The sequence below is a fragment of the Rhodospirillaceae bacterium genome (genome assembly GCA_040219235.1).
Classification (GTDB): domain Bacteria; phylum Pseudomonadota; class Alphaproteobacteria; order Rhodospirillales; family Rhodospirillaceae; genus WLXB01.
Genome location: JAVJSV010000016.1, coordinates 502997 through 529940, shown reverse-complemented (window position 1 = coordinate 529940; position 26944 = coordinate 502997). Strand labels below are relative to the sequence as shown.

General features: G+C 52.2%; 18 protein-coding genes. 14 read left to right on the top strand and 4 right to left on the bottom strand.

Annotated features, from left to right (window positions below; translation table 11 throughout):
• Positions 1-135: 135 nt before the first annotated feature.
• The 4 genes from RIC29_17105 to RIC29_17090 all read left to right on the top strand — a co-directional run bounded on the left by RIC29_17105 (position 136) and on the right by RIC29_17090 (position 5735).
• Positions 136-2511, top strand: a complete 2376-nt coding sequence (locus RIC29_17105) for a TonB-dependent receptor (protein MEQ8736645.1) — start codon at positions 136-138, stop codon at positions 2509-2511.
• 166 nt (positions 2512-2677) lie between these two features.
• A complete protein-coding gene (locus tag RIC29_17100) occupies positions 2678-3607 on the top strand; it encodes a DUF1838 family protein (GenBank protein MEQ8736644.1) in 930 nt (309 codons plus the stop codon).
• A complete protein-coding gene (locus RIC29_17095) occupies positions 3607-4818 on the top strand; it encodes a serine hydrolase (protein ID MEQ8736643.1) in 1212 nt (403 codons plus the stop codon). Before RIC29_17100 ends, RIC29_17095 begins: the two co-directional genes overlap by 1 nt.
• Entirely contained in the window at positions 4815-5735 is a 921-nt protein-coding gene (locus RIC29_17090; GenBank protein MEQ8736642.1) for an alpha/beta hydrolase, read from the top strand. Before RIC29_17095 ends, RIC29_17090 begins: the two co-directional genes overlap by 4 nt.
• 38 nt (positions 5736-5773) lie before the next feature.
• Here the strand turns inward: RIC29_17090 and RIC29_17085 are convergent, their stop codons facing one another.
• The gene (locus tag RIC29_17085; GenBank protein MEQ8736641.1) at positions 5774-6193 is read right to left on the bottom strand and encodes a hypothetical protein; all 420 of its coding nucleotides are present in this window, start codon (positions 6191-6193) and stop codon (positions 5774-5776) included.
• Between the two features lie 248 nt (positions 6194-6441).
• On the opposite strand from RIC29_17085, the gene RIC29_17080 reads away from it, so the two are divergent.
• The 6 genes from RIC29_17080 to RIC29_17055 all read left to right on the top strand — a co-directional run bounded on the left by RIC29_17080 (position 6442) and on the right by RIC29_17055 (position 12521).
• Positions 6442-7485 (top strand): aldo/keto reductase, encoded by a 1044-nt coding sequence (locus tag RIC29_17080; GenBank protein ID MEQ8736640.1) that lies wholly within the window; start codon positions 6442-6444, stop codon positions 7483-7485.
• Between the two features lie 220 nt (positions 7486-7705).
• Complete coding sequence (locus RIC29_17075) at positions 7706-8737, top strand: hypothetical protein (GenBank protein MEQ8736639.1); 1032 nt, start codon at positions 7706-7708, stop codon at positions 8735-8737.
• A gap of 128 nt (positions 8738-8865) precedes the next feature.
• Positions 8866-10248, top strand: coding sequence for an MFS transporter (locus tag RIC29_17070; protein MEQ8736638.1), 1383 nt, complete (start codon positions 8866-8868; stop codon positions 10246-10248).
• 61 nt (positions 10249-10309) lie between these two features.
• The gene (locus tag RIC29_17065; protein ID MEQ8736637.1) at positions 10310-11095 is read left to right on the top strand and encodes an SDR family oxidoreductase; all 786 of its coding nucleotides are present in this window, start codon (positions 10310-10312) and stop codon (positions 11093-11095) included.
• Complete coding sequence (locus RIC29_17060) at positions 11092-11859, top strand: SDR family oxidoreductase (protein MEQ8736636.1); 768 nt, start codon at positions 11092-11094, stop codon at positions 11857-11859. Before RIC29_17065 ends, RIC29_17060 begins: the two co-directional genes overlap by 4 nt.
• 143 nt (positions 11860-12002) lie before the next feature.
• The gene (locus tag RIC29_17055; protein ID MEQ8736635.1) at positions 12003-12521 is read left to right on the top strand and encodes a DUF962 domain-containing protein; all 519 of its coding nucleotides are present in this window, start codon (positions 12003-12005) and stop codon (positions 12519-12521) included.
• A gap of 15 nt (positions 12522-12536) precedes the next feature.
• On the opposite strand, the gene RIC29_17050 is transcribed toward RIC29_17055, so the two are convergent.
• The 3 genes from RIC29_17050 to RIC29_17040 form a co-directional block, all read right to left on the bottom strand.
• The gene (locus RIC29_17050; GenBank protein ID MEQ8736634.1) at positions 12537-15701 is read right to left on the bottom strand and encodes an efflux RND transporter permease subunit; all 3165 of its coding nucleotides are present in this window, start codon (positions 15699-15701) and stop codon (positions 12537-12539) included.
• Positions 15702-15804: 103 nt separating this feature from the next.
• Positions 15805-18957 (bottom strand): efflux RND transporter permease subunit, encoded by a 3153-nt coding sequence (locus tag RIC29_17045; GenBank protein MEQ8736633.1) that lies wholly within the window; start codon positions 18955-18957, stop codon positions 15805-15807.
• Positions 18958-19158: 201 nt separating this feature from the next.
• Positions 19159-20250 carry an efflux RND transporter periplasmic adaptor subunit gene (locus tag RIC29_17040; protein ID MEQ8736632.1) on the bottom strand — a complete coding sequence of 364 codons (1092 nt, stop codon included), beginning with the start codon at positions 20248-20250 and terminating at the stop codon, positions 19159-19161.
• 384 nt (positions 20251-20634) lie between these two features.
• On the opposite strand from RIC29_17040, the gene RIC29_17035 reads away from it, so the two are divergent.
• The 4 genes from RIC29_17035 to RIC29_17020 all read left to right on the top strand — a co-directional run bounded on the left by RIC29_17035 (position 20635) and on the right by RIC29_17020 (position 26867).
• On the top strand, positions 20635-21042 hold the full coding sequence (locus RIC29_17035; GenBank protein MEQ8736631.1) for a cytochrome c family protein: 408 nt from the start codon (positions 20635-20637) through the stop codon (positions 21040-21042).
• A 446-nt stretch (positions 21043-21488) separates the two neighbouring features.
• Entirely contained in the window at positions 21489-22019 is a 531-nt protein-coding gene (locus RIC29_17030) for a peroxiredoxin (GenBank protein ID MEQ8736630.1), read from the top strand.
• A gap of 202 nt (positions 22020-22221) precedes the next feature.
• Entirely contained in the window at positions 22222-24384 is a 2163-nt protein-coding gene (gene katG / locus RIC29_17025) for a catalase/peroxidase HPI (protein ID MEQ8736629.1), read from the top strand.
• A gap of 251 nt (positions 24385-24635) precedes the next feature.
• Complete coding sequence (locus RIC29_17020; GenBank protein ID MEQ8736628.1) at positions 24636-26867, top strand: S8 family serine peptidase; 2232 nt, start codon at positions 24636-24638, stop codon at positions 26865-26867.
• The last annotated feature ends 77 nt before the right edge of the window (positions 26868-26944 follow it).

Here is a 26944-nt window from a genome sequence, read left to right as displayed (position 1 = left end):
TAGTTAGTCCTAGAGAAAGCATTGGATAAATAATCACATTTTTTTGATTTTAACGTTATGTTACGTTCGTTATACGACTAAAGTTAACTGCCGATCTGTTTTAAAGACCAAAAACCATTGGGGAGGAAGCTAAGCATGCTTAGCAAGAATATTTTCGCTACACTTACAAGTGCAGTCGCATTAACGGCCTTTGCCGGAGAAACATTAGCGCAAAACCTTGCGCTAGAAGAAATCGTGGTCACCGCGCGTAAGCGCGCTGAGTCAATTCAGGACATTCCGCTGAGCGTCACGGCTTTCAGTGCCAATCAATTGAAAAACCAAGCGATCACGGATGTTGAAGACATCATTCAGTTCATCCCTGGTGTGCAGATGAGCAACCACACGGCGAACCGTAACAATCCGGCGATCCGCTTCCGTGGCATCGACCCACCGTCAAGTGAGCGTAACAAGCAAACATCCTCTGCGTTCGTCGACGGCGTTTATTTGCCGGGCACGAGCCAGTGGCTATCTATGAATGACATCGAGCGCGTGGAAGTGGTCAAAGGCCCACAGAGTGCCTTCTTCGGCCGGGCGACCTTTGGCGGTGCCATCAACTTTATCTCTAAGACACCCGGCAATGACTGGGGCGGCGAAGTGAGCACGATTCTCGGCAACCATGGCCGATCAGATACGTGGCTGAGCATGGAAGGTCCAATCATCGAGGACAAGCTGTTCATCCGCGCGTCCGGTCGGTACTACACCTACGATGGGGCCTGGAAAAACGAGCATCCCTCAGGCGGTGACCTGGGTGCTCAGCAAACAACTGCCGGTGGCATCACGCTGTACGCCACACCGACGGAAGACATCTCGATCAAACTGCACCATATCACGACCGTAGATGACGATGGTTTGGCTGTTCAGTTTCTGGCCAAAGGCGAGAGCAACAATTGTGGACCGTTTGGCACTGGTACGGCTACCTACTACTGCGGAAGTCTGTCGCGTGACCTGGTCACCAACGGCATTTCCATCGATACATCGCCCTTGGAAGACACCTCAATTAAGAGTGATTTGGGCCTTGATCGCGATACCAACTTCACCAGCCTGAATATCGAATGGGATCTTGGTGGCTCTGGTTACACCTTGAGTTCAATAACGGGCAAATACACCGAAAGCACAGAAGAATTACGTGAACTCCTCTCAGATGAAATTCTGGTGTATCTGAAATGGCGGGATGAGTCCTTTTCCCAAGAGCTGCGTTTGGCTTCGCCTGATGAAGATCGTCTGCGTTGGATGATCGGTGCCTACTATCTCGACGTGACCTACAACAAGGATGGCGTTTCTGGCTTCCCCTGCCCAGGTAACGGACCATTCTGCCTCGGCAGTGGAAGAGGCGGCCCTGGCCTGTTTGGCGTTAATCCGGGCGTGACCGATGAGGTCGAAAATAAAGCCCTCTTTGGCAGCTTGGCCTATGATATTACCGAAAAGCTGACCGTCAGCGCCGAGTTCCGCTATGAAGAAGAAACGCTTGCGAACGGTGGTGCACTGATTCAGGAAGCGATGCCGACTGATCCGAATGATCCGATTGGGACACGTCAGCAGTTTGGCGGGGCCTCAATTGACGTGGAAGGCAAATTCAAAGCTGAACTGCCACGTGTGATCGTTGACTACAAAATGAATGACGACACCTTGTTGTATGCCAGCTATGCAAAGGGCAACAACCCGGGCGGCTTTAATCCTGAAGTCATCCAGATGGAGCCCACTGTTGCTTTCCCGGCGTTTTTCGCTGCGGAAGGCATTGGTTACCTGGTCGAGCAGGCATCTCTTGATGCCTATGAGATCGGTGCCAAGTACAGCTTCCCAGATGGTAGAGGGACCTTAAACGGTGCCATCTACTACATGGAATGGGGCAATCAACGCTTCCGTGGCTTTACCAGAAACGTCGACAGTAACGGTGATGGCGTGTTCATTCTGGGGTCTGACCGTCTCGGTGGGCAGATTGACTACGACAGCAACGGCAGCACCGATATTAAAGGTTTTGAGTTAGCCTCAAACTATGCGCTTACCGACAACTGGCTTGTCAGCGCGACCTATAATTATCTCGATACCGATATCAAAGTGTATCAAGATGCTGTTAATGCCAGAGTCTTCGGCGATGCCGATGCAAGTGGGTTCAAAGTGCCGCGTTCACCGAAACATTCGGCGACATTTGCTGTGGACTTCAATATGCCTGCCGACAACTTAGGTAGTGGGGATGGCGAGTGGTTCGCACGCTGGGATGCGTGGTATCAGTCTTCAACCTACACGTGGACGGTCAACCTGGCCAAAACAGAGTCTGCAGTGCTGCACAATCTTCGCGGTGGCTGGCGCAATGATCGCTACAGCGTTACCGCTTGGGTTGAGAACGCCACCAATGATGACTCTGTGCTGGCTGCACAGCGCACCACCGGCAGCTTCTTGACGGGTACACTGGGCTTCCAGTTTACCTTGCCAGAGCCACGCACCTTCGGTGTGACGTTGTCCGCGAACTTCTAAAACCAGAAGTACGCACAAAAACTTGGAACACGGGTGTGGAAGAGGCCATCTCTTCCACACCCACTTTCCCTCCCATCACCGGCCGCGGCTGGCATAAAGAAAACGCTATCGTTAAAAAAGCGTGCTGCCTTCTTGGTCGACAGCTGTCTAGAAGGGCGCCAAAACGATGAGTGAATTCCCCCCAAACAAACCCTTTAGCAGACGGGCTTTCGGCGCATTAAGTCTCGCGGGTTCAGGCTTAGTCGGCGTTTCAAATCAAGCGTCTGCACAAATGCCTAACCCAGATATGTTGAGCAGTGATGCTGAACTCGTCAAAGCAGTAAGAAAGATGCGATCCAGTACGGACGGCGGGCTGAGAAGCGGCTGGCTTGAAGCCAAACGATTTTCGTACATTGACGGAGAGATCACGCCGCTGCTTATTCTGTTGGCGGGAAGCATCAGCACATCACGCGACAACGGCGACGGCACCTTCGATATCAATCTTGTTGAGATCACTTATTACCTTGACGTGGAAACCGGTAAACTTCTCGACACCTTGGCGATGCCGGCAACCGGCAAGATTGTCAAAGTGCCGCTTTACCGGGCGGGGCCGGCCGTTGTGACAATCGGTGCGAAAACCGCCATATCAGAATTGGCGACCGGTGAAGAAGGCGTTGTCAGTGAAGAGGGCGAAGAAACCACTGCCGCCTTCGCCCCTAAGGGAGACGTCAAGCTTGAGCGATCCGTCGGACCTGCCGTGATCGACGGCAACACCGTTTGGATACAGACAGAAGAATATGGCCGGGTTTTCCCCACAGACCCTAATGCAGCCCGGATTTTCTATAAAGAATCAGCCATATGGCAGGGTGAACTGGATGAACTCTTAGACCCTGAGGTCACCGCCGCCTCTGCAAAGCTATCTTATACCGCGGCGACCAGCTGGCGCCCCTGGATGGAAATGGGCGACGTTCAAGGACACACTATGTCCAGTGGGATCGGCGCCACCTGCAACAGTTTGAGCGAGATGCCCGAAGAATGGTTGCGCCTTACCAGCATTCATCACCCTGACATTCTGGACAATCCCGAAGGCGTTTTAAGGGGCGAGACCAACAATTAATGAAAAAGTACGTCCTGCTGCCAGTAGGTATACTTCTCTCCGTTCTCGGGATTGCGCTCGTTGCATCTGATGAATGGGTTTATATCGACCGGTTTCTCAATCAGCCAGAGAATGCTGGGGAGTGGCCTGATTCTTTCTACACCCCGACGTACGACGTTCAGCGTGAGCCGACTGACTTTTTTCCTCCCATTCCGCCAAACCTGTCACCTGAAACTGAGCGCGCTTTAGAAGACGTGTCGGCCTGGGCCGGGATGAGAAACACTGAAGCGTTGGTGGTGGTGCACCAAGGCCGTGTTCTGCTTGAGCAGTACTGGAACGGCATTGATGAAAACACACCCTACAGCGGACGGGGCATGACTAAGTCTTTGATCGGCATACTGTACGGCTTTGCGGTCGGGAACGGTGATGTTTCCCTTGATGAGCCGGTGAGCACATACGTGCCGGAATGGCGAAATGATGCCCGCTCCGGCATTCTGGTACGCCATCTGCTGGAAAACACAAGCGGCTTGGAAAATCCGCCCTTTGGTCCGAGCCCACTCAACAAACAAACCCGGCTGGCATGGGGGCCGAATATCGCGGCCACAGCCGTGTCGTTTCAATTGGCCGATGAACCGGGAACGATTTTCAATATCTCAAACGCTAATTCGATTGTATTGGCGCTTGTTTTGGAGCGCGCCACGGGCGTGCCACCCCATGAGTATTTTGATCAACGCCTCTGGCAGCCATTGGGTGCGACATTCAGTAGTTTTTATGCCGAACATGCTGGCGGCCGGGCACACATGGAGTGTTGTTTCCGTGCCACCCCCAGAGACTGGGCGCGCTTGGGGTACATGCTGGCACACGACGGCGCATTCCAGGGACAGCAGATTCTCCCTGCGGGCTGGGTTAAAGAAATGACAGCGGCAGGACAACACTATCCGCCGTATGGCTTGCATATCTGGACCGGCAACAATGGCGCAGGCATTCGTGAAGTTTACGAAGGCACGGGCATTGGTCATTTTCAATCAGAGCCGTTTCTGGCCAAGGACATGTTTTTTATGGAAGGCGGCAGCAACCGTGTCATGTGGGTCAGCCCCGCGCTCGACCTCGTGATCCTGCGGCTGGGACTTACAACCGACAAGTGGGACCATTCGTTCATCCCCAACACACTCATACGCGGCATGGGCATGGGCATGGGCCTAAGCCTGAGCCAGGAAAACGAAGACCTATGACGTACATGATTTCCATTCTTGTCACATTTTTTTTCGTCACCCATGCGGCCTTGGCACAGGCGGCAGACCTGGTTTTTTCCGAAGTTACTGGCGGTGGAGGTATACCTCTCAATGTTGTCGAAGCCGGGTCTAAGGACGGCACAGAAATTCTATTTATTCATGGTGTCAGCCAAAGCTACCTGAGCTGGCGGGATCAGCTTAACGCGGACGAAATGCAGGGCTTTCGTATGGTGGCGTTCGACTTGCGCGGCCATGGCAATTCGGCCAAACCCTGGACGGTCGAAGACTATAACGACAGTGAACTCTGGGCGGATGATGTCGCCGCAGTTATCGCCGCGAAAAAGCTAAAGAAACCAGTCATCGTGGCGTGGTCTTATGGCGGACTTGTTTTGCTGGATTATGTGCGTCACTACGGCACGGATAACATCCCTGCCATCAATTTGGTTGCCAACACGGCTGCCCTTATTGACCGTATTGAAGATCCAAAACCAGGCGATGTAGAACTGATGCGGCAAATGATTACCAACCAATCTCGTCAACAGTCGCCCGATATTGAAGAAAACCTAGCATCCGTAAGATTCTCTGTTCCCCTTCTGACCGAAGCTGACCTGGGAGACACCTGGCAGGAGGATGCCCTGATGGTAACGATGCTAACACCGTCCTATGTACGCCGGGCGCTTGCTGGACGAAAGATTGATAATAAGGATCTCGCTAGATCATTAAGTGACACAGAGATCTTGCTTACTTATGGCGTGAATGACGGATCGGTTACTGAACCGATGGCAGCCGCTTTCCAAACCACATTGCCACAGACAATCATTTCTCGCTTCGAAGGTGTTGGACACTCTCCGTTTGTTGAGTCAGCCGAACGGTTTAACAGCGAACTAGTTGAGTTTGTAAAGAGTTCACCGCGTTAAAACCTTCAAATTAGCTCCAAGTGATTTGAGATAGTTTGCTAGTTGTTAAGTGTTTCACCTAGGTAAACCCGTTCCTCCGCTTCGATCACGTGAGGCTTCCAGTGCTCGTAGTAATATTGCAGAAATTCCGGTCTGGATTCGTACGCCCTGTACTCTTCCCAATTGTTAAATGTGAGTGATACGGCGTATTGAAATTGGCTCGGAGCGACCTGTCTGAAGACTTCAAGATCAACATCGTCGGGAAGGGCGGAGATCGCTTCATACCAGGTTCTCAGAAACTGCTCGGCTTCAATGCTATTGGGGTCGTATTCAAGATTGAAGGAGACGACCAGTGTGATCTGTTTTGTGCTGATCGCACTCTCGGGAAGACTTTGGAGGTTATTCGAACGCCCCTCATAAACCTCCTCAGGTGAGTTGTTGCTGGCAAGAACTGAGTGCCCAGATAGGAACAGAAGCATAGATAAAGCCGAGCCGGCGAAAGCTATCTGGCTACAGGTTTTCCAGAAAGTCATCATGATGAAACTCAATCTATCAGTTTGATATCCCTTTAACTTGCCATTGTCTGCGGGCAATTTGCAATCTGCCCTAGTGCTTTTCGTGGAAGCATTTCCGCATAGGCATTAGCGTGCACACAGCTTCTAAAATTCGTTACAGGGTGGCTCAATCGCGATAAACTGCCATAAATGTAATTCAGGAGAGGTTCACCATGCCCCGTACATCACGACGTCAGATTATCAAAATTGCCGCCGCTGCTGCCGTTATCCCCGCGTTTAGTAAAGCCCCTCGTGCGGCTGAAACAAACCGGACACTGGGAAAAGGCGGACCTGTGGTCTCAGCCGTTGGGCTTGGTTGTAATAATTTCGGCGGGCGGCTCGACGCTGTGGCCACGGAACGGGTTGTGCATGCAGCGGTCGATCTGGGAATCACCTTGTTTGACACGGCTGATGTTTATAGTGGCGGGGCCTCGGAGGAATACCTCGGACAGGCATTGGGCGCGCGACGTAGCAACGTGCTCATTGCTACCAAGTTCGGCGGGGCAATGGGCAGTGGCCCGGCGCCAGACGGCGGTGGCTCACGTGCAGCGATCATGTATGCCGCCGAACAATCCCTGCGCCGTCTCAACACGGATGTTATTGATCTTTATCAGTATCACCGCCCTGACGGCGTAACCCCGATGGAGGAGACGTTGCGGGCCTTGGATGATCTCGTTCAACAGGGCAAAGTGCGTTATATCGGCCACTCAAATTTCAATGCGTCAGAGGCCCGCGCGTGCGCCAAAATTTCAGCAGACGAAGGATTGGCCGGCTATGTCACGGCGCAAAACCATTACAGCCTGCTGACCCGTGGTATTGAAGCTGAACTGGTTCCGGCTTGTGTGGAGCTTGGCCAAACCGTGCTTCCTTATTTCCCCCTTGAAAGCGGAACGCTCACCGGCAAGTACACGCGCGGCGAGGCTCCCGCAGAGGGTACGCGCATGGCGGCGTTTTCAGCCCGGTCACCAGATCTCGCTGAGCGGTTTTTGAACGACGAGCGCTTTACCAAGATTGAGCAACTGAGCGACCTTGCTGAGTCGTCTGGTGCCGAGTTGCTCGACTTTGCCTTCGGGTGGTTGTTGAGCAAACCTTATATCGCCAGCGTCATTGCCGGAGCCTCGCGTCCGGAGCAACTTGAGGCGAACGTGAAAGCAGCTGAATGGCGTCCAACACCAGAGGTGGACCAAGAGATCGATAGAATAACGCGCCCGGCTTGAATTCTAGGTTATGTGCTTGGCTCTGAGCCGGGTATGCGCTGTGAGCGGCGAGGTGGCACGGTTGCCTCTGTGTGGCCTGACGCCATCTTAGCCGCCTGATGGTTAGGTTTTCGTTAGCGTCCCTGCAACGACCCCTTGCTGTGGGTTAGTATAGAATTCAGAATTCTGAACCCGCCCGAGCAACACTGAGGGCTGTATGGGCTGACATTAAGGTTGGACGATGACTGAAACCACGCCAGATCAACTTCCGGGCAAATCAAGTGGCCTTTTAAATAGTTCTTGGGGTTTGCCACTGGGTATCGCTTTTTGTGTCGCGTATACGGCTCTGATTTATATCCTAAAGCCCTTGTTACCCGAGATTGATTTTGCCCCTGATACAGGATTTGCTCATTATTATTGGAAACTTCCAGACCCAACGTTTTGGTCACGGGCGACGGCTTGGGGCGGTTACATTCTCCATCAAGTAACGATCTGGGGCATGATTTATTACGCCCAAAATAATAAGCTCTCTTACACCAAAGGTCTGCACCCCATTAATGTGATCGCGATGGCGGCCAACGCTGGCTTTGTGTTGTTGCATCTGTTGCAGACGCACATTTGGTATGATGGCACAGCACAAGACACTCACATCATGTCGTCCCAAGGATCAGTCATTCTCCTGCTAGTGATGGTTCTCATCATGGAAAACAAGCGCCGCGGCATCGCCTTTGGAAAATCAGTCAGTTTTTTGAATGAGCCGGGCCGGGCGATGCGCAAGTATCACGGCTATATTTTTGCATGGGCTGCCATTTACACGTTCTGGTATCACCCCATGGAAACCAGTGTGGGGCATCTCGTAGGTACGTTTTACACTTGCATGATCATGCTGCAGGGCAGCCTGATGTTTACCCGAGCTCATGTGAACAAATACTGGACGACAAGCCTGGAATTTTTTGTCGTCATTCACGGCACAATTGTCGCTCTGATGAATGCCAACGGCCAGTGGGGGCAGTTTATGTTTGGGTTCCTGGCCATGTTTATCATCACTCAGATGCATGGTTTAGGTCTCAGCCGCTGGCTTAGGTGGGCTTTTATTGCGGCCTATCTGGGGGCGATCGGGGTCGTTTATGGCAGCCGCGGATGGCAAACCATTGAAGAAGTCCCGCGCGTGCCTCTGGTCGAGTATCTCCTGGTTTTCTTAATTGGGGGTATTGTATGGGCCGGAATATGGGCGCTGGCCCGGCTTTCGGGCAAAGACCGCGCAAAAGCCTAAAAAGGGCCTCCAAAGCTGGATCAAAAAAAGCGCGACCACGCCATGGTTGTGCTCAAAAGGGGCTCGTGCTGAGGGGCTCAATCTGTCTATAGTTCGAACGAACTTTTCAGACTGTTTGGGCCTTTCCAATGACTTCAGCCTTAGATAACTTTTTCAAGAAGACTGCCAAAATTGAAAGCCACGAGCTACGGGCAGTTCTCGTTTCTTTTGTGTACCTGTTCTGTCTCATGGCCAGCTACTACACCATGCGGCCGTTGCGCGATGCGCTGGCCTCCGAGGTCGCGTCTGAGGATTTGAAGTGGTTGTGGACGGGTACATTTATCGCATCCACGCTTGCCGCGGTCATTTTCGGCTGGGTTGTCTCACGATATAAAATTTCTTCCTGTTTGCCGTGGATCTACGCATTTTTCATCTTCAATATTGGCATTTTCTACGTTTTGATGCGCGAATATCCGCTTGGCAGCGCGGACACAATGACGGCCCCGATAATGAATGTTTGGCCGGTCGTTCTCGGAGAGGTCAAGGTTAGTACCGTCGTGGCCTGTGTCTATTACGTGTGGCTCAGCGTCTTTAACATGTTTGTTGTCTCAGTGTTCTGGAGTTTCCTTGCAGATCGTTACAGCAAAGAGCAATCAAAACGCCTGTTTGGTTTTGTTGCCGCTGGTGGCAGCGCCGGTGCAGCACTCGGTCCGCTGGCAACGGCGGCAATCGTGAGCAATGTCGGCGTAGATAACATGCTGCTCATTGCGGCAATTGTTCTGTCCATTACCCTCATTTGCATCCGCGACTTAACCCATCACACCGATAGCGGACATACCGAAGACCTCAGCCAAAAAGCATCCAAGGAAAAGCTTGGCGGCTCATCCTGGTCTGGGTTCTCCACACTGATAAAAGACCCTTACTTATTGGCGATTGCAGTCTTTATCTGTCTGTATACGTTCATCTCGACCATCTTCTACGTGGCACAGGTTGATTTGGTGCGGGCCGCGTTTGAAACACGCGAAGCACGCTATGCCGTAAATGCCATTGTGGATGGGGTTGTCAACGGCCTCGCGATCTTTACCCAGTTGTTTGTCACGTCTCGACTAGCCGGGCGTTGGGGCCTGGTCTTCCTTTTGGCTTGCATGCCCGCGTTTATGATTTTTGCCTTCTTCTCGCTCAGCGCGTTCCCGGTCTTAATGATGATCCTGTCACTCCAGGTTATTCGCAGGGCAGGCAACTTCGCGCTGACACGTCCGGGCCGCGAAATGTTGTGGACGGTGGTTGATCGCGACCGCAAGTATAAAGCCAAGAACGTGATCGATACCTCCGTTTACCGGGGTGCTGATCTGGTTAATATCTGGATTGAGAATGGCTTGAGGTCGGCCGGCTTTGGGCTGGCGCAAATCGCGCTGGTTGGGTCCGGTGTCGCCGCGGTGTGGTGTGGTGTTTCCATCTGGCTTGGCAAGACGGCAGAAAAGCGCCAATCCGACAACCCGGACGGCATTACACAGCCCGCTGCGGCTCAGTAAATTATGGTCTATTTTCAAACTACGAGAGTAAGTTCAACTAAGTAAAGGGATGGAGAAACACATGTTTAAAACACTTTCAGTATCGGCATTGGCTGCCGTGGCCATGACAACGTCCAGCTGGGCCGCTGATTTGGTGGTTGTTGTTGGCGGGACCGGAGCGACCGGCTGGGAAACGGTTAAAGAAGCCGTTGCCCAAGGGTATGAAGTGCGCGCCACCACAACGAACGTCGAACGCGCAACAGAGAGTAAAGGCGAAGATGGTTTCACCTGGATCAAGATGGATGCTCGTATTCTTGATGATATTCGGGCAGCCTTTGATGGTGCGGATTATGTGATCTCTACGTTAGGCGGATCCTGCTTTGATCCAGGTGGCCCGAGTTCTGCGCGTCACGTAGACTTTCAGGGTGTGGTCAATATGGCCGGCATCTCTAAGGACAAAGGCATAAAGCACTTTGTTCTGACATCCTCCATAGGGGCTGGCTTACCGGACCAACCGTTGAACCAGTTTTGTGACAATGTCCAGATGTGGAAGTGGCTTGGAGAAGACTACCTCCGTGACGGCGACTTGCCCTATACCATTGTGCGCCCTGGAGGACTAGGTACAGACGAAGGCGGTAAGCAAGGGATCAAGATGGCCGGACCACGCGGTCTAGAAACCGGTTTTATTCAACGGGCTGACGTTGCCAAAGTTTTGGTTGCCGCAGTCGGTAACAAGGACGCGGCCAACAAAACTATTGAGATTGCAGGCGATCCAGAAGGTGAAGTTGATGGTTGGCGTGATGATTTTGCCGCTTTACCGGCCGACGCAGCACAAGCGCCGCCATTGGCTCCTGGTCAGGGCGAATGACAACACGCAGACGGTTTGTCCAAGCCACTATAGCGATTGGACTGACGGCGACCGGGGCGGCCCCAAAATATGGGGCTGCCCAATCGCGTGAAAGAGTACTGGTTGCCGGCGGAACGGGGCGAACCGGTCGTTTTGTTGTCGCAGATTTAATCCGCTCTGGCACGCAGGTGCGCGGATTAACCCGCAGTCCTGACCGTGCCAAAGAGCGTGCGCCCGATGCCGAATGGGTCGAGGGTGATGTACGTGATCCTTCTAGCCTTATTGAGGCATTTAAGGGTATTGACCGTGTGATATCCGTTTTAGGAGCGACTGAGACGACTGGTCCCAATAGCCCTGAGGCGGTTGAGTATCAGGGCAATGTGAATCTCATCGACTTGGCAAAATCCACAGGTGCTCAGCAACTGGTGATGATCACCTCGTTGTCAGCGGGACGCGTGGATTCAGAACCCGAGCTGGCCGAGCGCTTTCGAGGTATGGGATGGAAGAATAAGGCTGAACATTACCTCCGCGATAGCGGCCTAGCGTACACCATTGTTGGCCCAGGTGGACTGCGCGACTATGAAGGCGGCACCCAGGGTATTCAATTCCAGCCTGAAACCGAGATTAAAACCGGTGTTATATCTCGTGAAGATGTCGGCGCGGTTATGGCGGAAGCGGTCAGAAACTCTGCTGCGTTGATGAAGACGCTTCGGATCGTCAATGATGCCTCGCTGCCGGTGAACGGCTGGCGCTCTGCATTGGCTGATGTTCCGAAAGACGCTTAGAAATTGTTCTAATCAGCCCAGCATAGCGGGCAATTTGTCTGCAGAGCTACCCCCATCGCGAAGTTGAGTTTGAGTTCAGCTTTGTGTCGCTGGGAGCATGCTGCATACTGTTTGCTGTTATCAATGGCGGCGAGGAGTCTGTTATGCGGAGCTGGTTCTATGAACAGATGGCGATGTATACAGCTTATCACCAAGATACGAGAAACTGTGCGACGCATTTCTTCGGCGTCCCGTTAATCGTCTTTTCTATTCTTATCGCATTTTCGTTTATTTCGTTTGGTCAGATCGGAAGCATAAACGTAACGCTGGCGGTTGTGTTTCTTGCCTTCGTCATGCTGGTGTATCTGGTGGCTGTTCCGATGATGGGCATTGTGGCTACAGTTATCCATATCCCCATGCTCTGGTATGCAGAAAGTCTTGCGCAAGGAGAGGCAGGCTTTGCATGGGTTGTCACTGGGTCATGTTTCGTCAGTGGTTGGGTCTTACAACTGATCGGTCATATGTTTGAAGGTCGGCGGCCAGCACTGACGGACAATATCCTACAAATTTTTATGGCGCCTGGATTTCTTGTCGTAGAAGGTCTGTTTGCGTGCGGCCTGTTGTCTAATCTGAGAGATAATCTGAAAGAACGGTCACGCAAATTCGAAACTGAATCTGCGTGATCGCTTTCTAGATTTTTACTCGGCGGGAAGCGGTGGCACAACTTCCGGGTCTTTTTGTCCCCGCGCTTTACGCACAAGACGCTTAACCATCACAACTTTTTCTGTTCGCCATAGAGACACACGCTCTCTGGCCATCAGCATGCACGGCGTAAATACAAGGGTGAGGGCGGTGGAGAACACCAAACCATAAATGATGGCCTGAGACATATAGGCCCACCACTCTGTTGCCGGATCACCAATGGTAACCGTCCGATTGAAAAAGTCGACATTGAACTGTGTCGCCGTTGGCACCAACCCGAGAACAGTTGTACCAGTCGTTAAGAGCACCGGGCGAAGGCGGTCTATACCGGTCTTCATTACAGCCTCTCTGAGTGATCTGGTGCCATCGTTGAACGAATTAAAGGTATCGATCAACACGATGTTGTTGTTGACCACGATCCCGGCCAAGGCAATCGTTCCAATTCCTGACATCACAATGCTGAAACTAGAACCTGTAACCAGCAGCCCTAGGAACACACCTGACGTTGAGAACAACACAGCTGTCAGCACAACAAACACAGAATAAAAACTGTTGAACTGTGCAAGCAGAATGATACCCATCATGAAGATGGCAAGGAGAAAGGCGTTTGTCAGGAAACTGCTGCTGGCTTCCGAGTCAGCTTGTTCGCCTTTAAAGTTCACCGCCACACTGTCTGGAACCTGCTGAGTGGCCAGCCATTGCTTTAGACGCACCACCTGCAGTCCAGAGTAGAACCCCGGCTTTGCATCGGCGGCAACTTTCATGGTTCGCACGCCATCGACACGGGCAATCTCGCCAGCCTGTTGAACGGGTACACGGTCGACGAAGTTGCTGATAGGTACCGGGTCGCGACCTGTTTCAATTCTAACCTGATCAAGACTGCGGATAGACCTCAGGTTTTCGGGGTAGCGAACGACAATATCAATTTCTTCTTCGCTATCATCGGGCCGGTATTCCCCAAGTTTAAGGCCGTTGGTAATCAATTGAATCGATTGACCAATAACTGTGACGTCTGCGTCATATTTTGACGCTTCGGCACGATCTACTTTGAGCTGCCATTCAATTCCTGGCAGGGGCCGGTTATCGGACTCACTCGTAAATCCACCGACGTCTTCCATGCCGCGCCGGATAAGGTCGACTGTATTAATGAGCGCTGCAGAGTCTTTTGACGCGACTTCAATCTGAATGGCTTGCCCTGTTGTTGGTCCATGCCCCTCTTTTTTTAGTACGACTTGAATACCAGCAATTGTGCTGACGCGATTTTCGATATCTGCCAGAATTTCAACTGCTGGACGGCGCTCGTTCCAGGGCATCATCTCGACTTTGATATCGCCGATAAAATCAGGTGCTGGCGCATTTGCGCCTGCACCAGGTGGACGACCAGTCGTGGCGTAAATAAACTTAATTCCATCCAAACCAAGAACTTGGTTCTCAACTTCACCGACAAGGCGGTGTTGCTCTTCCAAGGAGAGGTTGCCGCGCGCATGGATGGATAAAGTGGCAGAATCAGGTTCTTGAGGCGGGAAAAAATAAACGCCTTTGCCATAGTTAGAATAGAGAACTTGAACCAATATCAAAGAAACTATGGTCCCGACGATGATCTTGCCTGGGTTGTCTAGGCACTTATTGAGAACACTTGAATACCAGACTGAAAGTGCAGTTGAAGCCCGTGGCTTCTTATTGGTGCTTTGCAATGATGATTTTAAATTCGCACCTATGGCTGGGACGAAAATCAAGGCCATCACAAGAGCGGCTGATAAAACACTGATCAATGTGATCGGAAGGTACTTAAAGAAGGCACCCGTATTGCCTGGCCAGAACAGCAAGGGCAGAAACACGACCAAGGTCGTCGCAGTTGAAGACGTAATAGGCCAAGCCATCCGCTGGGCAGCCATAACATAAGCGTCTTTGGGAGAAACACCTTCTTCTTTTAGACTCTCTGCATTCTCAACGACGACGATCGCGCCATCGACCAAAATCCCCACAGATAAGATTAAGCCAATAAGGGCGAGTGCGTTGAGTGTGACGCCCATTGTCGCCAGCACTAAAATGCCGGTCAGAAACGAGCCGGGTATGGCGATGCCCACCAGAAGTCCTGAGCGGAACCCAAGGACGGCCATACAAATGGCCATAACGATGATAACGGCGGAGATAACGCTGTTTTGCAGGCTGTCGAACCGCGATGTGATATTTTCGGTATCATCAACAGGGAACGACACAGATAAACCTTCCGGCCACGCTGGTTGAAGACGCTCGACCAGAGCACGGGCCGTTGCAATCGTATCGACCACATTGGCTTCGGGACGACGGCTGATATCGACGGTGACAGCCGGCTTGCCGTTAATGCTAACGAACGTCTGACGGTCTTTAAAAGTTCTGCGTATGTCCGCAATATCACCAAGAGTAACGACAGCATCCTCTGTAGACTTTACGGGTAAATTATAAATGTCCTGTGAGGTTTCAAACAATCCAGGCACAGTAACGGCAAAACGACCGCTCCCGGTATCCAAATTACCTGCAGCGACCAGGCGGTTTGAGCGGCTAAAGACACGGAAAAGTTCGTCTTTATTAAGGCCATAGTACTCGACCAAGAGCGGATCAATGATGATTTCGACTTGCTCTTCGCGCGCTCCAGAGATGGTGGCATCCAAGACAGATGGGATTTGGCGAACCTCGTCGCGCAGTCCACGCGCGAGGGTTAACAACGTGCGCTCAGGTAGATCACCAGAAAGGGCAACAGTTAGAACCGGCCGGCGGGTAAAATCAACCTGGCTGATTTGGGGTTCCAAAGCTTCTTCAGGCAGATCTGGTTTAACCCGGTCAACGGCCGCGCGCACGTCTTGCAGGGCTTCCTCTTCGCCAACGCCCGCATCAAATTCAAGCACCACATTGGCCCCACCTTGATAAGCGGTTGCACGTAGTTCTTTGACGCCTTCAAGGTTTTGAAGTTCTTCTTCAAGGGGGCGGATCAGCAGGCGTTCAGAGTCTTCCGGAGAGACACCTTCCAAAATAACAGACGTGAAGATCACCGTAATCGCCAGCTGAGGCAGAGATTCACGCGGAACGCTCATGTAGGCTGTGACGCCGCTTAGGATCAGCACGACAAAAGCAGAGAAGACAATTTTAGAACGCCGCGCGGCGACAGCAATCAAGGTATTCATAATGGCGTTTCTCGCCCCAACTCATTGAAACAAATAAAGAACCGCCTATATGGCGCTATTAGTGTGTTTACGTTACTGAGCCGCCGTTAGATCAGGCTTTGCCTTACTCTGCCGGGCTTAAGGGCGCATTTCTTGGCTCTGAGTCATCTTTATTCATTAAACCCCTATACCACGTAAGAAAATTACGCTGAGCCATCAGGGCTGCGGGGGTAACGAACAGGGTCAAAAGGGTTGCAAAAATCAACCCAAAGACGATGGCGATGGCCAGGTGCCGCCAAAATTGCAGGGCAGGGGAGCCGAGTTCAATGGATCGATCAAAGAAATCCACCCCTATTTGAAGTGCCATAGGGACAAGACCAAGCACTGTGGTCGCGGTCGTTAAAAACACAGGTCGCAAGCGCTCGACGCCCGTTCGCAAGATCGCGTCGTAAGCGGACACCGCTTTACCTCGAAACAGGAAGTACGTGTCGAGGAGTACGATGTTGTTGTTCACCACAATCCCGGCCAGGGCGATGATCCCAACGCCAGACTGGGTGATGATGAAGGGACTTCCAGTAATCAGCAGACCCAAGAACACGCCAATAGTCGACAAAATCACGGAGCTTAGAATTAAAGCGACGGCATAGAAGCTGTTAAACTGTGCCAGCAGAATCATCGCCATCAAGAACATCGCCAGAGCAAAGGCGTTGACCAGGAAGTTTGAGTTCTCCTGAGCATCCAATTCTTCGCCCTTAAAGGTGACCTCAACACTTCGATCCAGCTCAAGCTTGGCGATCTCAGCTTTGATCTCTTGCACCTTGTTACCGGGCAAAACCCCTGGCAGAACGCCGGCGGTCAGGGTGATGGTGCGCCGGGCATCTGTGCGTTCAATCTCAGCCACTTTCTGAACAGGCTCGCGACTGACAAAGTTGCTGATCGGAATAAGACCGCGTTGGGTTTCAATGCGAATGTCATCTAATTGCCGTACCGTGCGGTACTCAGAGGGATATCGCACAACGATGTCAATTTCGTCCTCACTGTCATCGGGCCGGTACGTGCCGAGGCGGAGTCCATTGGTGATCAGGCGGATTGATTCCCCTACCAAAGTAATATCGGCACCATATTTTGCAGCCTCACTGCGATCCACGGACAGTTGCCATTCAATGCCGGGCGGGGGCAGCGTGTCATCGACATTTCGCAAACCCTCGACGTTGTCGAAAATTTGACGAATTTGTGTGGCGGCGCTGATCAGTGCGGCTGAGGATTTTGAGCTCAGAATCAGCTCAATCGCAGTATCGTTCGTCATGTGAAGCTGCTTCTTGGCTTCAATTTTGACGCCAGCAATATCTTGTGTGCGGCGTGTGACGTCTGCGAGTACGGCATCAGCGGGGCGACGATCTCCCCATTGCTTGAAGATCAAGCGAATTTCGCCAATGAGGTCGGCATCGCTATTGCTGCTGCCAGGTGGTTTTCCCGTGCGCACATAGACATTCTCAAAGTCATCCAGGTCAAGAATACGGCGCTCGACTTCACCGACCAGTTTGTCTTGCTCTTCAATGGAAAGGTTGCCGAGTGCTTTGACTTCCAGCATCGCGGCCCTTGGCTCCTCGGGCGGATTGAGCGTCATGCCAGGGCCAAACGTCATAAATGTTGCGGGCACGATGAATAGCAATGCAAACGTTGCGAGTATAACCTTGCTAGGATGATTTAGAGCGTGGCGAAGAAGGGTTACGTAAAACGCAGTGATGCCGGTTTGTGTCTCCGGATTGATCATTGAGGATTCATCGTCGACGGTTTCTGAGCCGATGTCATTACGCCGTGTGGCAGCCCCAATGGTGGGAACAAAAATCAACGCCATCACCAAGGATGCGCTAAGGACCAGAATGATGGTTGTGGGCAGCAAGCCCATCCACTGTCCAATCATGCCCGGCCAGAAGAGCAGGGGTACAAAAGCCGCCATTGTCGTACCCGTAGATGTGATGATCGGCCACGCCATGCGTTTGGCGGCATCCTTGTAGGCGAGGGACGGTTTCTGTCCTGCGGCAATGCGCCGGTCGGCGTTCTCAACAACAACAATCGCGCCATCAACCAGCAAACCAACGGACAGAATTAATCCAAAGATCGCCACGAAGTTGATGGACATACCCAGGAGATACATGAGGAAAATTCCGGTCAGAAAAGCTCCTGGAATTGATAATCCAACAAGCAGACCAGAACGAATCCCAAGCAGAGCCATACACAGCGTCATCACCAGGAAGATCGCCAGCACAACTCCGTTTTGAATGCTGTCGAGTTGCGCGCGTACATTGATCGAGCGGTCGGTAATGAACCGTACATCTACACCTGTCGGCCAATCTTTGATTTCATTGTCGACAATACGGCGGACGTCTGTGGCAGTATTAAACACGTTTGTGCCACGGCGGTTTTTAATGTCTAGCGTGATGGCTGGATTGCCATTGACGCGCACCAATGTCGTCGCATCTTTGAAGGTGCGCCGCACTTCCCCGATGTCTGAGAACAGCACAATACCATTGGCATCGGCTTTCACCGGCAGCGTTAGAATGTCATCAATATTTTCAAAAAGCCCGGGCAAGGTGACCGCAAATTTACCCTGTCCGGTGTCGAGACTCCCCGCTGCCACCAACCGGTTGGAGCGGCTGAACAACTGGAACAACTCGGTGTTGTTGAGGCCATAGTGCTCGACCATGAGCGGGTTAATCACGATTTCAACCTGCTCTTCGCGGGTGCCGGAGATCGTGGCTTCCAAAACATTACCAGATTGCGCAACACGATCTCTGAGATCACGCGATAACTGTAGCAGTGTCCGCTCGGGCAGGGGGCCAGACACGGTGACCGACATAATGGGGAAGCCAGAGCTATCAAACTCTCTGACCGATGGCTCTTCCGCATCTACCGGAAGCTCGGGTTTGGCGCGATCCACAGCGGCGCGGGTATCAGCCAGCGCGTCTTGCAAATCAATGTCGACCTCGAACTCTAGGGTGATGCTGGCACCGCCCTGAAATCCCGTGGCGCGGATTTCTTTGATGCCGGCAAGGGACTGTACTTCCTCTTCGACAGGCCGGATGAGAAGGCGTTCCGCGTCTGTTGGGGACACGCCGTCGAGCACCACGGAGATAAAGATGAGGGGAAACGTGATTTCCGGCTCAGCCTCCTTGGGAATCTCAATGTAGGAGACGGTGCCTGCGAGAAACAACACAACGAAGGCGGAGATCACCATGCGGGATCTGCTGAGTGCGGCTGAAATAATTGTGTTCATGACGACAAATCAACTCTTCTATGACGAATGGCGCGAGCGTCTAAGTCAGCATCAAACTGGGCTATGACGGAGGCCAATAAATTCAATAGAAAGAGTGGCGTGATGCCAGCTTTACAACAAGCAAGCACTGGTAACGGAGCGTAACACGTCCATTTGGTGGTCAGGTGATTTCCAGGCCTCTATTGGCTCTAGGATAGGGTTTTACGACTGATCAGCACCCAGGGTAACGGTTACAGGAGTGACTTTCTGGCCAACACCGACGTAATCCTGACCAACGACAATGATTGTCGCGCGGTCCGGCAAACCTGCAACCCACGTGCCTTGCGGGCCATCATCCAGAATTTCGACAGGCCAGAATTTAATCCGGTTATCGCCATCAACGGTTTTGATGCCAATTTGGCCATTATCGGAAAGGGTCAGAACCGAGGGCGAAACGCTATGGGCCATTTGCTGTCCAGCGGGCAGGCGCAGCTGGGCCGCAAGCCCTGCGAGGACATCTGAGTCAGGATTGGGCACCAAAAGCTCTATTTTGAATGTTCGTGTGCTTGGGTCAGAGACAGAGGCGACATAACTAATTTCGCCTTGTATTTCCATGCCGTCAGACAGCACCATTTTGCCAAGCATGCCGATTTTAACGTCTCTGACATTACGCTCGGAAATCTGACCGGTTACTTTCAGAGGATCGAGGTCGACCACGGTACCGATTATATCGCCAACGTTGAGAACGGCACCAACATCGGTGTTGCGGGTATCAAAGATGCCATCAAAGGGCGCGCGGATTGTTGTGTTTGCCAAATCTAACTCAAAACGCACCACATCAGCTTTGGCCTGCTGAAACTGGGCTTCAGCCTCGGCCAGCCGCACCTGTGTGCCAAAACTCTGCTTGGCGAGCTGGCGGGCGGCTTCCACCTGAATGCGGCGCTGCTCAAGGGCGGCGCGGGCTTGATCCAGCCGCGCAGCACGATCATTGATCGCAATTTTTAAGATGGCCGCCTGATCCTTAACTGGCTGGCCCTCCATGACCATAATTTCTTCGGCCCGGCCAGACACCTCAGCCCGCAGTTCAACCATCCGCGAAGCAGCTGTGCGGCCTTGCAGAATGATATCGCTCTGAAAGGATTGAGCCACGGACTCTTCAACACGAACCGAGGGGATGGCGGCTTCAGCCTCCGCGGCCTGCTGATCAGCGCTGGCGTTTGGGGTGTCAGTACCGCGCCCGGTGAGCATACCAGATCCAATCCAAGCCACTCCGGCCAGGAAGATTGCAATAGCTGCGATTTGCGCCTTGTTCATGCTCAATGCCTAATAATTTAACGTGACCGAACTTATGTACTTGCTGATACGCCCACAATCTCTGGGTGGATCAGTCTTTCGCTTGAGTCCTTCGTATATCTTTTATGGCTATACGTTTTAACTGCCTCTGGAATTGTCCCAAATCAAAGCACTCTTAGGGCCAAAAAATGATCTTAAAGGGGTCGATGCCACACATACGGGGACAGCGCTATTGAAGTTTGGTAACGGTTTGTGACGGCACTATATAGTCTGTCGTGAAGGGGCCGGAAGCAGGAGAAGGTATATTTCTGCCCAAAAATGCCCTGAGTTAGACATATTGCTACTTTACAACGCCATGAAAGTGACTAGTTTTTCTCTCGATTTTTCGCCACACGAGGACTGATAATGACGCGTTTGATTAGCCTATTTTTTGCCATCGCAGCGCTGGTCGCTGGATCGTCTATGCCAAGTGCTGCCCAGGAGATGACAGACGAAGAATTGATGAACCGCGGCAAGCGCGTTTTTGTGCTGTGCCGGTCATGCCATACCCTTGAAGCGGATGGCCGCCACAAGGTTGGACCCAACTTGCATGGCATGTTCGGCAGCAAGGCCGGAGTTAAAGACGGTTTCCGCTATTCTGATGCGGTTCTGGAGTCTGGCATCATCTGGTCTGCGGAAACTCTAGAGGAATGGCTGGTCAAGCCGAAGGACTTCCTGCCCGGAAACAAGATGGCTTTTGCCGGGGTCAGGAAAGAGTCTGATCGGGATGCTCTGATCGCCTACCTCAAAGCAGAGACCTCTGCCGCCGAGTAAAAATCTCTCAACACAAATATAAAAAGCGGGACCTTCCGGGGCCCGCTTTTTTAATGTCCTTTTCAGGCTCGACCACGATTCGAGATTTTCTTGTGGGGGCTCTCCCCTTGGTTCGAGATTTTCTTGTTGGGGCTCTCCCCTTGGTTCGAGCCCATGCACGACTGGTTCCTTATTAACGAGCCTATGCACGTATGATTAGGGGAACGAGCCCATGGACCGCGTATGGTGACCCTCCTTGGAACGAGCCCATGCAAGATGTGTCCCGCCGATCTCAATATCCGCCTTTATCTACTTTACAATCATTCCAAACTATAATAATTCTAATCTATAACAGTTCTAAACTGTTATCAGTGAGGTGAAAGTGGATCACTGCTCAACAGAGCGGTGGTGATCACAGCCCCGCTTTAAAACAAGTTTTTAAGATCAGACTGCAAAAGGACGAAATGATGATTGGCAAGAAAGCCCCTAAAGTGACCTTCCGGACCCGTGTACGTGATGAAAGTATTGAGGGGCCTAATCCGTTCCGGTGGCAGGACGTGACCAGCGATGAATTGTTCGACAAAAAGACCGTGATTGTATTTTCACTGCCCGGGGCCTTCACGCCCACATGCTCGACGTATCAGCTGCCAGATTTTGAGAAATTATTTCCTGAGTTTAAAGCGCAGGGCATCGACGACATTTACTGCGTGTCCGTGAATGATGCCTTTGTGATGAACGCCTGGGGCAAGCAACAGGGCCTGAAGAACATCAAACTCATTCCCGACGGTTCCGGCGAGTTTACCCGCAAAATGGGTATGCTGGTGTGTAAAGATAACCTCGGCTTTGGCATGCGCTCCTGGCGCTATGCCGCCGTGATTGAAAACGGTGTGGTCAAACACTGGTTCGAGGAGCCCGGCTACGAAGATAACTGTGGTGAAGATCCTTACGGTGAATCCTCTCCGCAGAATGTGCTCGAGAAAGTTAAAGCTGCCGCATAGTGTTTGTTGAGGCAGATCAATAAACGACTAAGACGTTTTTCGTATAAATATAGGGTCATGAGACCGAGGGAAGGAAAATCGCATGTCTAATCAATCTAAATGCCCACTTGGGCACACCGGTACCAGCCGCCGCACTATGCTGGCGGCCGGAACGGCCCTGGCCGCAGCTGCAGCCACATCCGGCTCGGCACACGCTGCCACAATGGACGATGCCACGGGGTCAACCGTTGGCGGCGCGCTGACCGGCCATGAGTGGTGGCCTGGGCAGCTCAATCTGAGCATTCTGCATCAGCATGCGCCAGCATCCGACCCCCTGGGCGAAGACTTCAACTACGCCGAAGCGTTTGGCAAACTCGACTATGACGCGCTGAAGCAAGACTTGCGCGATTTGATGACCGACTCCCAAGACTGGTGGCCGGCGGACTGGGGTCACTACGGCGGTCTGTTTATCCGTATGGCCTGGCACAGTGCAGGCACCTACCGCACCGGCGATGGCCGTGGTGGTGGCGGCACTGGCAATCAACGCTTTTCCCCGGTCAACAGCTGGCCCGACAACGGCAACCTGGACAAAGCGCGTCGTTTGCTGTGGCCGATCAAACAGAAATACGGCAACCAGATTTCCTGGGCCGATCTGATGCTCCTGGCGGGCAACGTGGCCATGGAGTCCATGGGCTTCAAAACCTTTGGCTTTGGCGGCGGCCGTGCCGATATCTGGCAGCCTGAGGAAGACATTTACTGGGGTGCGGAAACCGAGTGGCTGGCCAACAACCGCTACAGTGGTGATCGCGACCTCGAGAACCCGCTGGCCGCCGTGCAAATGGGTTTGATCTATGTGAACCCGGAAGGTCCGGACGGTAACCCTGATCCGGTGGCGTCTGGCCGTGATGTGCGTGAGACCTTCGGTCGCATGGGCATGAACGACGAAGAAACCGTTGCTCTGGTGGCTGGTGGTCACACGTTCGGTAAAGCCCATGGTGCGGGTGATCCGTCGCTCGTTGGTCCCGCGCCTGAAGGGGCCTCAATTGAAGAGCAGGGCCTTGGCTGGACCAACAGATTCGAAAGTGGCAAGGGCGTGCACACCACAACCAGTGGCATCGAAGGCGCTTGGAAACCAAACCCGACCCAGTGGGACAACGGCTACTTTGAAATGCTGTTCACCTACGATTGGGAGCTGACCAAAAGCCCCGCCGGTGCGCAACAGTGGGTGCCGATCAATCCAAAACCCGAGAACCTGATTCCGGATGCCCATGATCCGTCCAAACTGGCCCCGCCGATGATGACGACGGCCGATCTGTCGTTGAAGTTTGATCCGGTGTACGAAAAAATCTCACGCCGCTTCTACGAAAACCCAGACCAGTTTGCCGATGCGTTTGCCCGGGCTTGGTTTAAGCTTCTGCACCGCGACATGGGACCGAAAACCCGTTACCTCGGGCCGGAAGTGCCGGAGGAAGATTTGATCTGGCAGGATCCAATCCCCGCCGTTGATCACAAGCTGATCAGTGACCGGGACATTGCCAACCTGAAAAAGGAAATTCTGGATAGCGGCCTGTCGGTGTCTGAACTGGTCAGCACGGCCTGGGCTTCGGCCTCGACGTTCCGTGGCTCTGACAACCGCGGCGGTGCCAATGGCGCGCGTGTGCGTTTGGCGCCTCAGAAAGATTGGGCGGCCAATCAACCGGCCCAATTGGCCAAAGTGGTGTCGAAGCTGGAAGAGATTCAGACAGACTTCAATGACAGCGCCCGTGGTGGCAAGAAAGTCTCCATGGCTGATCTCATTGTGTTGGGTGGCGCTGCGGCCATTGAAAAGGCGGCCAAGGATGCCGGTCAAGACATTGAGGTGCCGTTTACGCCCGGCCGCATGGACGCGACCCAAGCGCAAACCGACATTGAAAACTTCGCCGTGCTGGAGCCGGAAGCGGATGGTTTCCGCAACTACCAGAAAGCAAACTACACGGTGAGGGCAGAGAAAATGCTGGTCGATAAAGCCCAGTTGTTAAAACTCAGTGCGCCAGAGATGACGGCCCTTGTTGGTGGCTTGCGTGTGTTGGGTGCTGGCAACACCAAGCACGGTGTGTTCACCCAACGTCAGGGGCAATTGACCAACGACTTCTTTGTCAACCTGTTGGACATGGATACCGTGTGGCGTCCGACGTCGGATGCGGGCGATACCTTCGAAGGTGTGGACCGTGAAAAGGGCGAGGTCAAATGGACCGGCACCCGTGTGGATTTGATCTTCGGGTCAAACTCACAACTGCGGGCGATCAGTGAAGTCTATGCCCAGAGCGACACCAAAGAAAAGTTCGTCACTGACTTCGTCGCCGCATGGAACAAGGTGATGACGGCGGACCGCTTCGACGCAGCGTAAAGTCGGGGTGAGATAAAATCGGGGCAAATTTCGACCTGGTTTTATCAGCCGCCTTACTAAAGAAGCTCAACCCCCGCCCGGGGTTTCCGGACGGGGGTTTTGTTATGGTTGGGCACACACTGTCGCTCATAATTATTTTCGTTAAAGGTGTGAATGACTAAATAATCCCGCATACAGAGTTGACATAAAAAGTGTGAATGCTTCAATGTTCACCCATAAGTCATTTTCGGACTCGGTCGGGGGCATTGTCAGTGGCAATCAGTGGGCTTTTAAACGCAAACTATTCTAAGTTTTTACAACGGCTGACTTTGGGCGTGACCGCTCTTTTTTTGGTTCAAGCTACACAACAGTCCCTTGCTCAGGACTTTCGATTAGTAAGGGTCGGGGGAATAGATCAGAAGGAAAAAGAGCCGGAATGGGCGTCCAGACTGCGTGACACCTTAACCAGCTATGCGAACAGCCTTGAGGAGACACAGAGCAGCGGAGCAGACTCAAACCTAATCAATAAAGTTGGCGTGCTGATCTTTTATCGAACTCCTGAGTCCTCAATTACAAAACGTGAGGGCAAATCTTCAACTGAGCTTTCCAGCACTGAGAGACTATCAACCAAAGCCTCGAGCTTGTCATCGGCAGGAATTGAAGTTGTAAGAGCGCTCAACAGCTCCAATGCTTTACGTGCACGAGTTGGCCCGGATGATATAAACCAGCTTATCAGCGATAAAGAAATTCGGGATGTGCACGTTGAGCGCTTTGATAAAATCCAGCAAGACCGAGAAGGTAAAAGCCTTTTTATTGACACGGGTGTAGTGGAGGCAGATACGCTCTGGGATACGGGCTATACTGGAACTGGCCAGGTTATTGCTGTTCTTGATGACGGAATTTTTGCCAGTCATGAAGCGTTTTCCGGTGGTAAAATCGTTGAAGAGGCATGCTTTTCGACCTCTGTCAGTTCAATTGGTGTTCAATCCTTATGTCCACAAGGACTATCTGGATTTGTAGGTTCAGGAGCTGCATCTGTTTGTAATGGAGAAACCAGCACTTCAGTATGCTGGCATGGAACGCATGTTGCTGGCATCGCTGCTGGGAATGATCCAGTAGGCGGGGTACTCGAACTTGACGGGGTTGCTTACAATGCGTCGATTATTCCTGTGCAAGTCTTTGTAAGAATAACCAATTCAATAATCTGCGGCGACGAAACTCCGCCATGCTATCGCAGTTCTTCCCTTGATCAATTTGAAGCCTTGGAATGGCTCAAGACTGCGACCAGCCAGCACAATATAGTCTCTGTCAACATGAGCTTGGGTGGTGGGTCATACTCAAATTATTGTTACGATGATTTGCTTGTCGGGCCTATCGAAGACCTTAAGGATTTAGGTGTCCTTACAACCATTGCTGCTGGAAATGGAGGAGAAATAGGAGCCGTTTCTCAACCAGCTTGCGTGGAAGCGGCAATCGCCGTGTCCTCGATTTCTTTTGGTGTGCCATCAAGCTTCGCTAATCACGCTGAAATTGTAGATTTCTTAGCGCCGGGTGACATAGTTTTCTCAGCTACCTTTCCACCATCTACTTATTCATTTTCTTCCGGCACATCCATGGCGGCACCATTTGTGGCTGGCGCCATCGCACTCATCCGTGAGGCCAGACCGAACGCAACCGTTGAGCAAATTGAATATGCACTGCGGTATTCATCAGAACCAGTCACCAATGCTGCCTGGTCATGGGAAACTCCTAATCTAAAATTAGGAGAAGTATTGAACCTGGTTGATGATTATGTTGCACCTTCAGGCACGCGGCTATTAGGTGTGCAAACATCAAACAATGGACTAGGGAATATATCTCTCCTGCGTGTGTTCAACGCCGAGGATGAATCTGCAGAAGTGACGTTCACATTTGTAGATGATTTAACAGGTGAAGAATTAGGCCGCTACACCACCAATGTCAGAGGCAAAGCCTCATTCGAATTTGGTGTTCCGGATTTAGAAAACGTAATGGGAATAATGACACCTGGAGAATCAACGTACACAACAATAGTGAATTCTAGATTTGCAGGTTTTGTCTCGCATATAATTCGGAATGAGATCAGTGGAATTTGGATGGATGCAACAAACTGTGTTGCAGGCGTGACTTCCGATCAGAGGGTTTTGATGAATGTTCCCACAACCCGATTCATTGCTGGGTACCAGCCCTTAGTTCTCGTACACAATGGTGGGGATCGGGAGGCATCACCTACGTTGTCGGCATATTCGTTTAGGGATGGGACATTTCTTGGCCAGGTGACTACAGAAACCCCCATTCTACCCGCAACGACAATCGTATTAGAGTCGGCAGAGATATTTGAAAGGCTCGGATATGAGCCTGAGAGTACCGAATTTTACTTCAACATGGTTCTCGAACCCGGGTTTGAAGGTACAGTCGGGCAAGCCCTACAGCACGACTTGCCAGAACTCACGGCCAATATGTCAGACCGATGCGCGGTTAACTGAGCCGCTATCCATCAATCGCGCCTTACCGGAAGTGGTTTAGAGCACTCTGCAAGGACTAAGTAGTTTGACCGCAGAAA